The 13,972-nt window shown below is 36.3% G+C and carries 12 protein-coding genes and 1 riboswitch; of the genes, 4 read left to right on the top strand and 8 right to left on the bottom strand.

Going from position 1 to position 13,972, the window contains the following annotated elements; all coding sequences use genetic code 11:
* Positions 1–23: 23 nt before the first annotated feature.
* Complete coding sequence (locus tag SPD48_RS16775) at positions 24–980, top strand: metal ABC transporter solute-binding protein, Zn/Mn family (RefSeq protein ID WP_336259276.1); 957 nt, start codon at positions 24–26, stop codon at positions 978–980.
* Positions 981–1,180: 200 nt separating this feature from the next.
* Here SPD48_RS16775 and SPD48_RS16770 read toward each other — a convergent pair whose 3' ends face one another.
* Complete coding sequence (locus SPD48_RS16770) at positions 1,181–1,795, bottom strand: TetR/AcrR family transcriptional regulator (RefSeq protein ID WP_336259275.1); 615 nt, start codon at positions 1,793–1,795, stop codon at positions 1,181–1,183.
* Between the two features lie 157 nt (positions 1,796–1,952).
* Here SPD48_RS16770 and SPD48_RS16765 point away from each other — a divergent pair, with 157 nt between their 5' ends.
* Entirely contained in the window at positions 1,953–2,654 is a 702-nt protein-coding gene (locus SPD48_RS16765; RefSeq protein ID WP_336259274.1) for an ABC transporter ATP-binding protein, read from the top strand.
* Positions 2,654–3,796, top strand: a complete 1,143-nt coding sequence (locus tag SPD48_RS16760; protein WP_336259273.1) for an ABC transporter permease — start codon at positions 2,654–2,656, stop codon at positions 3,794–3,796. The genes SPD48_RS16765 and SPD48_RS16760 overlap by 1 nt, the downstream gene beginning before the upstream one ends.
* 101 nt (positions 3,797–3,897) lie before the next feature.
* Here SPD48_RS16760 and SPD48_RS16755 read toward each other — a convergent pair whose 3' ends face one another.
* The 7 genes from SPD48_RS16755 to SPD48_RS16725 all read right to left on the bottom strand — a co-directional run bounded on the left by SPD48_RS16755 (position 3,898) and on the right by SPD48_RS16725 (position 12,239).
* The gene (locus SPD48_RS16755) at positions 3,898–5,190 is read right to left on the bottom strand and encodes an MFS transporter (protein WP_336259272.1); all 1,293 of its coding nucleotides are present in this window, start codon (positions 5,188–5,190) and stop codon (positions 3,898–3,900) included.
* A 49-nt stretch (positions 5,191–5,239) separates the two neighbouring features.
* A complete protein-coding gene (locus tag SPD48_RS16750; RefSeq protein ID WP_336259271.1) occupies positions 5,240–6,361 on the bottom strand; it encodes a winged helix-turn-helix domain-containing protein in 1,122 nt (373 codons plus the stop codon).
* A gap of 556 nt (positions 6,362–6,917) precedes the next feature.
* Positions 6,918–7,760 (bottom strand): MetQ/NlpA family ABC transporter substrate-binding protein, encoded by an 843-nt coding sequence (locus SPD48_RS16745; RefSeq protein ID WP_336259270.1) that lies wholly within the window; start codon positions 7,758–7,760, stop codon positions 6,918–6,920.
* Between the two features lie 32 nt (positions 7,761–7,792).
* Positions 7,793–8,452: a methionine ABC transporter permease gene (locus SPD48_RS16740; RefSeq protein WP_336259269.1), complete on the bottom strand. Its 660-nt coding sequence runs from the start codon at positions 8,450–8,452 to the stop codon at positions 7,793–7,795.
* Entirely contained in the window at positions 8,436–9,455 is a 1,020-nt protein-coding gene (locus tag SPD48_RS16735; protein ID WP_336259268.1) for a methionine ABC transporter ATP-binding protein, read from the bottom strand. Before SPD48_RS16735 ends, SPD48_RS16740 begins: the two co-directional genes overlap by 17 nt.
* Positions 9,456–9,666: 211 nt before the next feature.
* Positions 9,667–9,783: riboswitch (SAM riboswitch) on the bottom strand.
* A 58-nt stretch (positions 9,784–9,841) separates the two neighbouring features.
* Positions 9,842–11,020, bottom strand: coding sequence for a pyridoxal phosphate-dependent aminotransferase (locus SPD48_RS16730; protein WP_336259267.1), 1,179 nt, complete (start codon positions 11,018–11,020; stop codon positions 9,842–9,844).
* A 64-nt stretch (positions 11,021–11,084) separates the two neighbouring features.
* Entirely contained in the window at positions 11,085–12,239 is a 1,155-nt protein-coding gene (locus SPD48_RS16725) for an acyl-CoA dehydrogenase family protein (RefSeq protein WP_336259266.1), read from the bottom strand.
* 475 nt (positions 12,240–12,714) lie between these two features.
* Here SPD48_RS16725 and SPD48_RS16720 point away from each other — a divergent pair, with 475 nt between their 5' ends.
* The gene (locus SPD48_RS16720; RefSeq protein ID WP_336259265.1) at positions 12,715–13,791 is read left to right on the top strand and encodes a branched-chain amino acid aminotransferase; all 1,077 of its coding nucleotides are present in this window, start codon (positions 12,715–12,717) and stop codon (positions 13,789–13,791) included.
* The last annotated feature ends 181 nt before the right edge of the window (positions 13,792–13,972 follow it).

Below are 13,972 nucleotides of genomic sequence, written 5' to 3'. Positions count from 1 at the left end.
AATCAAAGGAGAGTAAGGGAACAATGAGGAAGTTATTAAAGCTAATTTTAGTCGCAAGTTTTGCACTTGTTATACTTGTGGCTTGTGGAGGGGATAATACCTCAACAAATAATAACGATGAAGAAGAAAATAGTGGAGATAAGTTGCAAGTCGTTTCATCGTTTACCATCATTACCGACATGGTACGAGAAGTTGGTGGTGATAAAGTGGAAGTTCATAACTTAGTGCCTACAGGAACGGATCCGCATGAATATGAACCACTTCCAGAAGATATAAAAAAAGCTACCGATGCAGATATTCTTTTTTATAATGGTATGAACCTTGAAGGAGGAAAAGATGGTTGGTTCTTTAAATTATTAGATTCCGTAGGGCAAGATGAATCTAAAGTTTTTAGCTTAACAGAGCGAATCGAGCCAATGTATCTTATAGACGAATCGACAAAAGAAGAAGAGATAAATCCACATTCATTTATTGACCCTGTTGTCGGGATTCATATGGTAGAAGATATGCGCGATGCATTTATTGAAGTGGACCCTGATAATAAAGATTATTACGAAGAAAGAGCAACTGATTATTTAGATCGTTTGAACGAAATTGAGCAAAATTACGCTCAACAATTTAGTGATTTACCTGAAGAAAATAAAACGCTCGTTACAAGTGAGTGTGCGTTCCAATATATGCTTGACCGATATGATATGGGAGAAGCATGTATTTGGAAAGTGGATACAGAAGAAAATGGTTCCCCAGAGCAAATTAAATCTTTAGTTTCATTTATTAAAGAACATAATGTACCAATTCTGTTTCTTGAATCAAATGTAGATGAGCGTCCAATGGAAACTGTATCAAAAGAATCGGGCGTTGATATATATGAAAAACCTATTTACTCTGACGAAATTGGTAATCCAGGGGATGAAGTTGATACGTATATTAAATATTTAAATTACAATCTCGATGTGATAACGAACGGACTTGGACAGTAAAAATGATTAGTCTTTTCCGGAAGACTTTGACATACCTCTCTTATATCTACCGGAAAATTTCTAATATCTGAAGGGGACAGCTACGAATCGCTGTCTCCTTTTTTATTTAGAGAATGATAAAATAATTAACATGAACCTACCATAGTGTTCCTACCAATCTTCTGTAATAAAAACTATGAAAATCACCTTCACACTATTAACTAATTTGGTTCACTCATTTTCAATCCTAATACATAGACAGGTCCTTTAGTTATCACACCGACAACTATCTGTGCAATTTCTTCAGGTCCTTCTCTATCTTCGGAAGTTATCCACCAAGTTATCACTCCTATAATAGCAGACACTATTAGCTGAATTGTAATGTTCTTATGCCTTTCAAATTGTCTTCCGGAAAACATATCTCCTAATTGTGGTAGGAATTTATCATGCACTAATTCAATGAAATAATCTTTAATAAGATTATCACAATTAGATTGAAACATAATTTGAAAAAAGCGCTCGTTAATTTCAACGCTTTTTAAAATATCCGTGACAATTGCATAAAAAACATCCGTATAAACGACGCCTTCTCTAATATGTCTAACCGGCGTCACATGTTTTAACATAATCTCGTCAAGATAATCCTTCACGCATATTTCGAGCAAATCATATTTATCATAGTAGTGTAAATAGAAAGTCGCTCGATTAATCATTGCTTCATTTGCTAGTTCTTGGATGGTAATCGTTGAAAATTTCTTTTTTTCCATCAAGGTTAGGAGTGCTTGATTCAATGATTTTCTAGTTCGCTGTACCCTCAGATCTTGCTTTTTAGTCAATTTTTTCACACCTTTTTAAACAGATTCGGTTGTTTTGTTAAATAACGAACAAATCGTTAATTTTGATTATTGAATTCAAAATAAAACATGTAATACTTTAATTATACAACGTTATGTAATATAAACAACAACTGTTAATTAATTTGGAGGTGTCAGAATGATAGATGTCACGAATGTAAAACAATCGTTTGGTAAAAAGACTATTTTACAACATGTTACCTTTTCGATCGAAAAAGGGGAAATTGTCGGTTTGCTTGGACCAAGTGGATCTGGAAAAACGACATTGATCAAGGCGCTAATTGGAATGCTAAAGCCGACTGAGGGTGACATCTACGTGCTCGGTGTAAAGCAACCTTCTCTGAAGCCTATGAAACATATTGGATATATGGCTCAGGCCGATGCTCTATATCAAGAATTAACTGCTAAAGCAAATTTGGCTTACTTTGGAAGGCTATATGGTCTCAGAGGAAAAAGACTGAGGGAGAGAATTCAAGAATGCTTGTCATTTGTTGATCTTGATAAGGAAACAAAAAAGTCAGTTCAACATTATTCTGGAGGAATGAAACGAAGACTTAGTCTGGCAATCAGTCTCATTCATCAGCCAAAACTTATTTTTTTAGACGAACCGACTGTTGGTATCGATCCAGCTTTAAAACGCGTTTTTTGGGATGAGTTTCATCGTTTGCGAAATCAAGGTATGGGCTTTCTTATCTCTACTCATATTATGGATGAGGCTGAACATTGCGATCGGATATTACTTGTTTCCAACGGTAGACTCATTGATGCCGGATCACCAGAAAAATTGAAACAAATGTACGGGTCAATTGAGGAAGCATTTTTGAAAGCTGGTGAAGAATAATGCAAATTTTAACGGTTGCCATCCGAGTCATCCAGCAGATTTTCAAGGATAAACGTACACTTGTGTTTCTCCTTTTAGCCCCTGTGTTTGTTCTCGGGCTTTTATATTTCATTATGGGCAGTTCCAGTGATGAACCGAGTATTGGTGTCATCAATCTCGATGACTCATTACAAAAAGCATTAGAAGACGAAGCAAATATCATTCACTATGACTCGCAGGAAAAAGCTCTTAACGCTATGAAAGCACAGAAAATCGATGCTTATTTCTTCATGGAAGATAACAAACCCTATATTGAAATTGAGGGTGTTGACATCACAAAAACATCGCTGGTGCTTCAAGCTATACAACACTCACTCCAAACTTTCCAAAAGGAACGCGGAGAAAAAATGAAGGAACAACTTGAAAACATTCAGGATGAACTAAAACCTTTATTGGAAAAAGTCCAGTATCAAACAGGTCAATTAATAGATATGGATTTTCCCCATTCAGATATGGCAATGGAAAAACCAGAAATCAATTATTTATATCATGATGAGAATGCCAATTTGTTCGATCAAGTTGCCCCCGCCTTAATGGGTTTTTTCATCTTTCTATTTGTATTTCTTATTGCCGGTATTAGCTTCCTTCGGGAACGAACATCAGGCACTTTGGAAAGAACTCTCGCAACACCTTTGAAACGATCTTCCATTGTATTTGGTTATTTTTTAGGTTTCTTTTTATTTGTTGCTATACAAACCGTTATTATCCAGATTATGATTGTGGATATTTTAGATGTAGATCGGCTCGGTAACTACTGGTTATTGTTATTCATGAATATTATCGTAGCAACGGTCGCTTTATCATTAGGACTGTTGCTGTCTACATTTGCTCGAACAGAATTTCAATTGCTGCAATTCATTCCAGTAGCAGTGGTGCCACAATTTTTCTTCAGTGGTATCTTTGATTTATCGAATGCTCCTGGCTGGATTAAGGTCATTAGTAATGTTATACCACTTTCTTATGCAACAGATGCTCTACAAAATATTATGATCCGTGGATATGGTTTTCAAGAAATAGCAAATGATTTCTTAGTATTAATCGGCTTTACGATTATATTTATACTATTGAATATGCTTGTCTTAAAACGGCGACGAGCTGCATGAAGGTCGTTTAAGGTTGATAAAGATCATGTTTGGTGTTTCTACATCTGTATGACAAAAATTGACGGGGAAATGCCTGTTCTTATGTCCCAGGGTTTCCCCACTCATACTATACCCCGTTCTCCTTTATCAGCCTTTTCATCAACCTCCTTCGCTTCACCCTTTTTCCCCCATAATCTCTCCAACAAAATACCAGTAACTCCAATCATTATTGTGAACATTCCAATCACCTGAAAAATACTAAACACCCCAAACAATTGTACTAGAAACCCACCGGCAATAGGACCAAGCAGTAAAATCACTCCTGTCAGGGAATTATACATCCCCGACATCTGCCCCACCTTTCCTTCCGGGCTTTCAATCTGCAGAATATAGCTAAAGACTACACTAAATAAACCTGTTCCTACACCTATCACAAGCGAGGCACCGATTAACCACCAAAAGCTTGCTCCATGCCATAGCATACCCATGAAAAAAAGTCCTGCACCGATAAAAAGTATTGAGCTTCCAAGAAACCACCCATATCTTTTTATTCTTTTTAATCGATTCATGAACAACATAATGCCTACCGCTCCCAAGCCGACTGCAGACATCAGCCACCCTAAAACAGAAGGATTATTAGGAAAAAGTTCTCGTGTTAATACAGCGAATTGTGCATCTACTAATTGAATGGACAAAAATGCAACAGAAGAAAAAGAAATGCTTAGCAATAAAACTTTTGACCGCAGCATAATAGTCCAACCTTTCCTCCACGTTTTCCAGAAAGTATCATTCTCTGCCTTTTCTCCTTCAAGAGTAATGGCAGGTTCACCCGTATCCACATGGCGAATGATTAGAAGTATACATACAGAAATCAAAAGTGCTGCTGCGTAAACGACAAAACTCATCTTAGGAGAAAAAACTGCTGCAATTGATGCACCAAGAAAAGGACCAATAATTTTTGATAATTGATTAACGGTTCCATTTAATGTTACGGCTTTTAGGATTAAGTTCGGGTGAACAACCTGCCTAACGAGTGCCTGCTGGGCGGGAAAATGGACAACTGTAAAGCAAGAACGTACAAGAATGACACCTAGCATCACCCATGGATTTGAAATAAAAATAAGTATAACGGTAAAAATAGCTGTCAATAAGTCTGCCAAAAGCATAATTCTTACCTTTTTATTTTTATCGATAAATACTCCCGCAAATTGACTAAATAAAGCATGAGGGAATGCGTATACAACAGGAATAAGAGCAATCATCCAAGGTTCTGATTGTAAGACATAACCAAACATTAACATGACTGCAAGCATATCAAAAAACTTCCCAAACGTAGAGATCGCATAGGAACTAAATATCATAAGATACGTACGGTTTTTCCAAAGAAAAACTTTTTCAGCTACTTGCTTTTCCATTTCATCACCTTCCTAAGAATTAGAATAAGTGATGAATGTCAGAGGAATATCAGAGATAGGAATGAACTTGTTTTTCAATCTCTGATTTTAACTTGTGCAGCTTCGAATTCCTAAAATAGTTGCTCGCTTCCTTTTTATAATGATTAATAAGTTTTTTATTTGCATTTACCTTAGGAAGTAATAAATCCAGTATTTGATATATTACTAGGAAATAATAGCGGTGACCTGATTGGTGAATAATCTGAATTCCTGCAATGATGGTGTCTTCTCCTTCTTGATGCTCTCCCTCCGCTATTAGAAATAAACCCTGTATTACCTTTAGGGCGCCTTTTTCTCTTAAAAACGGAAAACGTATAAGCACTGTTTCTACTGTGTCGAGTCCTTTTTCTACTTCTCCCATTTTCTGAGAGTAAAATAGAATGACAGTTTTCATAATATGTAAAAGTGGAATGAATCCATGGTCACTGGTTTTTATAGCATGAAATTCTTTTTGTACAAGCTGCATGGAAATGTCCGGTTTATTTATTTTCATATACCATATCGGCAAGCTGCAACAACTAATATCCATGCGTTCATTCTCAACTAAAATATTCTTTTGAAGAATATCCTTATGCACGTCTATTACTTTCTTCGTATCACTTTCCACAAACCCATAAAGCAGTAAAGGAACGAAGATATTCTCCGTTAAACTCAACTTTTTCAACAATGATTCAAAATCACTTTGCAGCCATAAAAGTACTGTTTCTTGCTTCTCGTCAATCGGAAAACCCAATGCTCTATTTGTCACTAATTCTTTTATTGCCTTCCCATGTCCATATTTATAATACGTATCAAATAATTGGTTTGCCTGTCGAGATATCTCCTCTGGAACTGGTATCGATAACGTATTCGTTTGATCTTCAATTTTTAAAGAATAACCTAAACCTTTCACAGTTTTAATCGATAATATGTTACGGAAAGGGAATAATTTTTTTCTGAGCCGGTAAATATGATCGTCTACCGTGCGATCCGTCGGCTCCTCAAATGGCCAAACAGCATCCAGCAATTCATCTCTAGAAAATGTTCTTCCATTATTTTTATATAAAAATTTTAACAAGAGAAATTCCTTTCTTAATAACGTAACTTCCGTACCTTCTAAAGTTACAGTATAATCCTCCTGTGAAAATTTCATTGGTTTTCCCTCCCGCATAAAAACGTACTCTCCAGATTCTCTGCTTTAAATTTTAATTAGACAAAACGTGCTTTATCCTTTTCCATCTACGATAGCGGAACTAAGATGTATATCCCTGTCTATGCATTCTTTATTAATAACAAGTATGTCATAAACTTATTTATTACAGCGTTCCGGCCAAGTTGTTAAATAAACCATAATAACAATCTTTAGTAATTTATATACTACCATATTTCTCATTATTGTAATGATGTTTACATAATAAATTCCAGTAAAAATAACCACTAATTCTACAATATTTTAAGACACAAAAATTTTAACAATATTTGTTACAAAAAAGTATCTGAAATCACAATTCAAGGGTGGAATGATCTTTATACCTTTCTAATTTGTATAAATAGTAGCAAAAAAACAACGGCTACTAACCGTTGTTTTAAATATAAATATTGTTGAGTTTTAGATGTCTCAAAAATTTTTATTCCTCTACTAATTTGAACTTCAGAATGAATCTTTGATTCTATCAAACCCTAACTGCACCGTACAGCCTACAATGTGCTTACTTTTTCATCCATTCCGGTTTTCCGAACCCTTGGAACTCCTCATCCATAATTTTTTCAAATTCAGGTGATTCGATGACTTCTTTAATATCTTGCGCCCAAGAAGCATCTATGTCTTTTGTGTTTACAACAACACGATTACGGTAATCATCCGGCATTTCTTCAAGCGCGAGGGCATCAAGTAAATCAAAATCAGCAGCAAGCGCGAAGTTCCCCGGAACAGATGCTAAGTCTTCACTATCAACAGTACGTGGTAACTGCCCTGCTTCAATTTCATGAAATTTTAAATTTTTATAATTTTCCTCAATATCTTTAACAGATGCTGTTAATGGATCCACATCATCCGAAATTTTGATTAATCCTTCATCTTGTAACATCACTAACGTTCTTGCTAAGTTCGTTGGATCATTCGCAATAGTTATTGTACTGTTATCTTCAATCTCATCTATTGAATCATATTTATTTGAATACAAGCCCATTGGTGCGGTAGGAACAACGATTAATTCGGATAAATCCATATTGTTTTCTTCTGCAAAAGCTTCATAATAAATTTTATGCTGGAATAAGTTTGCGTCAATATCTCCATTGTCGAGAGCATTATTTGGCTGGATATAATCACTGAACTCAATGTTTTCCACTTTATAGCCTTTTTCCTCTAACAGTGGCTTAATCGCTTTATTTACCATATCACTGTAAGGTCCTGTTGTTGCTCCAAACGTAATTTTATCTTTTGTATCAGATTGGTCTACTGAATTTTCATCTTCTTTTTTGTCATTTCCCCCACATGCCGCAAGAATGAGTACGATACATGCAGTAAGTAAAAGTATGCTTAATTTTTTCATGGTTGTTATCTCCCTATCTATCTTATAATTAACTATCGTTTATTCACTTTCTTAGCGATTAGGTCACCAGTAAACTGAATTACTTGTACTAAAACAATTAAAATAACTACTGTTGTATACATTACGGTGTTATCGTATCGATAATAGCCATATCGAATTGCTAAATCTCCAATCCCACCTCCTCCAACGGTTCCTGCCATTGCAGAATATCCTACTAAACTTATAATCGTAATCGTAAGTCCACTAATAATTCCTGGTTTTGCTTCTGGCAAAATAATGTCCTTAATAATTGTCCAAGGTGTCGCTCCAACAGAAACAGCTGCTTCTATAACGCCCCGATCGATCTCCCGAGCTGAAGATTCTACAATTCTAGCAAAAAACGGTATTGCTGCTACAGATAAAGGAACCGCTGCAGCCGTCGGACCAATTTGCGTACCAAGTAAAAAGTTCGTAAATGGCAATAAAAAGACGAGTAAGATAATGAAAGGAATCGAACGAACGAGATTTGTTACAAGTCCAGCTACAATTTTAATGAAACGGTTTTCCAATATGAGTCCATTGTCCGTTGCATAGAGAACAATTCCAAGTGGCATACCGATTACAATAGCTACTAAAACAGCAATCCCGACCATGTATAAGGTTTCGAAAAATGCTTTATTCAGTTCAGGTAATAATTCAATGAATGTTTCCATGCTGAATCACCTCGACTTGTTTCATCCGTTTTTCTAAATAATGTATTGCCTGTTTAACATCTTCCGATTTTCCTTTTAGTTCCATAATAAAGATTCCAAGCGGCTCTTCTCTAATATATTCGACTTTGCCATGCAAAATATTTCCGCTTACTGGATATGCTTGTAACATATCAGAAACTACTGCTTCGTTTGCAATCGTTCCCTCGAACTGCAATTTTATAATTGTCCCTGTACAGGCTGCTTGTAACTCTGCCGGAATCGTAAACTGAAGTACTGTTTCAATAAAGTTCTTCGTCAATTCATTTTGCGGACTGGCAAATACATCATATGTTTTTCCTTCTTCAATCACTTTTCCATTTTGCATAACGGCACAACGATGACAAATTTCTTTAACGACTTCCATTTCATGTGTAATCAATACAATTGTAATTCCAAGCTCTTCGTTAATTTTCTTTAATAAATGTAATATAGACTTTGTTGTGCTTGGGTCAAGTGCAGAGGTTGCTTCATCAGACAGTAATACTTTCGGATTGTTTGCAAGTGCCCGTGCAATACTCACTCGTTGTTTCTGTCCTCCACTTAATTGTGCCGGATAATGATCTGCTTTATCAGCAAGACCGACCAATTCAAGTAACTCTTGAACGCGCATATTTCTCTCTTCAGGAGGTATTCCGGCTACTTTTAATGAAAATGCGATATTTTCAGCAGCAGTCTTAGATGAAACGAGGTGAAATCCTTGAAAAATCATTCCAATAGATTGACGTGCTTTTCGCAATTCTTTTATGGATAATAACGTTAAATTCACTCCGTCGATAAAGATTTCTCCATTCGTTGGACGTTCTAATAAATTGATACAACGGAGCAATGTACTTTTCCCGGCACCACTATATCCAACAATCCCATATATTTCCCCTGATTTTATATGCAAGGAAACATTATCCACACCAATGACGTTCCCTTTTTTCGATGGATAAATTTTTTCTATATGTTCAAGCTTGATCATTCTATTTCCCCCTAGCTGAAACACCTTAGACTATTAAAGTACTAGTTATGCTTGCGAAACGATTCATTTTTCGCCCTGGCTTTTTCCACGCTTTTTAACAACATCTTGCTTACTAACCTGTTCACTATAAATAAGAATTATAGTTTTACCTTTTATGAAATCATTAAAAAACCCTCTTTCCATTCGAAAGAGGGGTTCATTTTATTAGCTACCCTTATCTCTCAGAATGCAAGCAATCATTCTGCAGGAATTAGCACCAACTCCTAACCAAATAGGAAGGTTGCTGTGATATCATTGGGCCTGAACCCTCCATCACTCTTGATAAGTTTCATTTAATTTAATAATATTTATGTTACTAACCTTATCGTATTTTGTCAAACGATTAGTCACTTCCTAAAAATCCCAAGCGCTCCAATTCGTTCAACTGCTTCACGTAAACGATCTTCTGTATCAAGTAAGCCAATTCGAACATAACCTTCACCTAATGTTCCAAAACCATTTCCAGAAGCGACCACGACATGGGCTTTTTCTAATAATAATTCGGCAAACTCATCCGATGTGTATCCATCAGGTACTTTAAACCATGAGAAAAATGTCCCTTTAGGAGCCTCAACCTCCCAGCCGATCTTATGTAAGCTTTCAACTAATACATTTCGTCTCCGCTCATAAATATCGACCAATTCACTTACGAAAGAAAGGTCTCCCGAAATGGCTGCAGTGGCGGCTTCTTGGATCGCTCCGAATAAACTCGTAAACAAATGATCTTGCAATAAGTTGATCGTTTTAATCACAGACGAGTTACCGACGGCAAATGCGACACGCCATCCTGCCATATTGTACGTTTTCGATAATGTATACATTTCAATTCCAATATCTTTTGCTCCTTCAGAACTTAAAAAACTTGGCTGTTTGACACTATCAAATCCAATGGCCCCATAAGCAAAATCATGTACGACACATATATTATGTTTTTTCGCAACCTCTACGGTCTCATCAAAAAAAGCTCGAGTTGCAACTCCTGCAGTCGGGTTATTCGGATAGTTTAAAAACATAACTTTCGCCTTTTGCAAAATATCTTCACTTATTTTGTTATAGTCAGGTAAAAACCCATTCTCGGCAAGAAGCGGCATAAATTCATGTTTAGCATTTGCTAATGCAACTCCTGATAAATAATCAGGATAGCCAGGATCCGGTAATAGCGCCGTATCTCCAGGGTTTAGTAAACATTGACTCAATTCAAACAAACCTATTTTTGAGCCAAACATGAGCGCAACTTCTTCATCAGGATCTAGATCAACGTCGTATTCCTTTTTGTAAAAGTCAGCTACTGCTTGTCGAAAATACGGAAACCCTTGAAACGGAGAATATTTATGGTTAATCGGATTTTCCGCTGCCTTTTGTAATACTTTCACGATATGATTAGGCGTTGGAAGATCGGGATTCCCCTGCCCTAAATTGATGACATCATGCCCCTCATCTACCAATTCACGTACCCTTTTTCCAAGCTTTGCAAAAAATTGATCGGGAAGTCGCTGAATTGCATCAGACTGCTCAAACACTTGCATATAAGCCCTCCTTATTATCTAATACATCTTCTTATATTTAAAATTACCTTAATCACGAGCAATGTCAAGCGTATTTTGATATTGATTTTCCTGCAAGTGCCATAATTGTCATATCATCCATTGGCGGATTATGAAGACCGGCACGTACATCTCGATAATAACGTTGTAACGGACATTTGGCCGATAAACTGCGCGCTCCGACAATTCGCATTGCAAGATCAACAATTTCTAAAGCTTTGTTTACGACCAATAATTTGGCTGCAGCAAGCTCTTCTTTCATCCCATTTCGAGTGTCTTCATTGCTCTCATCCCATTTTTTTGCAACAGAATATAGAAATGTGCTTGCTTCAAGTACGCGTAACTCCATTTCACCAATCTTCTGCTTTACAGCTGGGATGTCAGAAATAGTTCCTTGAATACTACTTGGTGAATAAGATAGCGCAAATTCAATTGCATATTTTTGAGCTGCTTTTGCAATCCCTAAATAACACGCCGGAATATGTAGCAGCCACCCTTGTGCTCCTTTATCTCCAGGTGTGATGTAGTGAAGAAAATCTTCTTTTTGTAATTTCACATTTTCTAAAATCAAATCATGACTTCCAGTTGCTTTCATTGCAATCGAATCCCACGTCTCATCGACTGAAACACCAGGCAGACTTTTCCGAACTAAAAAGCTTCCTACTTTATCTGTCCCTTCAATCGAAGCACTGACACCAATATAGTCGAGGATAGGTGCTAATGTTGTAAACGTTTTTCGGCCATTTACTATCCATCCATCTTCTGTTTCTTGCGCCACTGTTTCTGGTCTACCACCTCTTGTGGGGCTTCCAGTTGCTGGTTCTGTAGCAGCATTGTTCATCAATGCTCCTTTTTCAATGACATCTTTCGTAAATTTTTCATATGTTGACTCATCCCAAGCATGTGTTTCACCTGTATGTTTTGTAATTCCCATATGCCAACCGATGGATAAAGCGGTTGAGCCGTCATATTGTGCAATAATTTCTTGCATTTTAACCATTTCATATAAAGATATGCCTAATCCCCCATATTCTTTTGGAATTGTGAGAGCAGGATAATTTATTTTTTTTAGATCAGCAAAATTTTCAAATGGGAAAGTGCCATTTTCATCATGTTCTTTAGCTCTGTCTGAAAAGCTTTTCGCAGTTTTTTCAAGTAACTCTAACCGATCTTCCATTGTATCTAAGTTTGTTAATTTCATCTTTTGAACCTCCCAATAATAAGTGTAACATATTCAATATTCTACGCATCCGGCATTAGTGTATTTCAAAAAAATAGTTAAAAATTAATACACCGATTAAAATGCTCCTTAATGTAATAAGCCGAATCGGTACAATGCTTATAAACGCTCTTATTGTAGATATCTTTCCGATTTGAGTTGTGATTAACAAGCATATTCCATATGAAGGTTAGCAATCCCACAGGCTAATACAGAACAAGTTCCAAGATGAACTGGATCTAGTTCTTCACTCTCACCAACCCTTGTTAATTCCTATCAAAACACGATAATTTAATATAGCATTAATCCTATTTATTTATATTTCTTTATGTACATGTTCAATTATAAATAATAGACATTAATTTTTATAATTTATTAACTTCTGAACATTTTCATTCTTAGATACGTTATAATAAATAGAAGAATCGTTCATATAACAACTAAGGGAGATAGAAATATGAAAGTACAGACTATAAAAGTAACTTATGCAGAAAATCGTAAACCTAAACCCACTGGACAACTTGAATTCGGCACTGTATTTACTGATCATATGTTTGTGATGGAGTATACAGAGAGTGAAGGTTGGCATGATCCAGAAATCGTTCCATATCAAGATTTAGTTCTTGATCCTGCGGCGATTATTTTCCATTATGGGCAAACAGTATTTGAGGGATTAAAAGCATATATTACTGAGGATGGCGACGCCCAATTATTCCGACCGCAGAAAAACTTTGCACGCCTTAACCACTCAAATGAGCGACTGTGTATTCCTAAGATCGATGAAGAGCTAGCGCTTGATGCTTTAAAACAATTACTTGCTATTGAAAAAGACTGGATTCCTACAGACGAAGGAACCTCCTTATATATCAGACCTTTTATTATTGCAACGGAACCTTATCTTGGTGTTGCCCCTTCAAAAAAATATAAATTTATGATCATTTTATCCCCTGTTGGCGCTTATTATAAAGAGGGAATTAATCCTGTAAAAATAGCCGTTGAAAACAACTATGTTCGAGCAGTTTTAGGAGGTACAGGAGAAGCAAAAACAGCAGGAAACTATGCCGCAAGTTTGATGGCCCAAGAAATAGTAAGTAAAGAAGGTTTTGCACAAGTCTTATGGTTAGATGGTGTTGAGAAAAAATACATTGAAGAAGTAGGCAGTATGAATGTTTTCTTCAAAATTAATGGAGAACTTATTACTCCACAATTAAATGGAAGTATATTAGAAGGTGTAACAAGAGACTCTGTCATTCAATTATTAAAACATTGGAACCTTCCAGTTGTGGAAAGAAGAATCTCAATGAAAGAAATTGAAGAAGCAGCCGAAAACGGAACGCTAGAAGAAGCATTCGGTACTGGAACTGCTGCAGTTATTTCCCCAATCGGACAACTGACTTGGGAAGGGAAAGACTTTATCATTAACGATGGTAAAACTGGCGACATTGCGAAAAAATTATATGATACACTTACAGGAATCCAGTATGGTAGAATGGAAGATCCTTTCAATTGGACTGTAACAGTAGATGCCAAATAATTAACATTCTAGACGCTTCATATCGGTTTCTTAGATGCAGTTTCACTAAGTTAATTTGCGTGATGCTGAGTGAGGCGGATTCTACGCTAAGTCGATTCGCGACATGCCGAGTGAGGCAGATTCTGCGCTGAATCGATTCCCGAGGTGATGAGTCGCAGAGCACCTTGTCGAATTACATGAA

Source organism: Pseudogracilibacillus sp. SE30717A, assembly GCF_037071985.1.
In the GTDB taxonomy this organism is placed as follows: Bacteria; Bacillota; Bacilli; order Bacillales; family Amphibacillaceae; genus Pseudogracilibacillus.
Note: the sequence above shows the minus strand (reverse complement) of the source record. Positions and strands in the feature narration are given on the sequence as shown.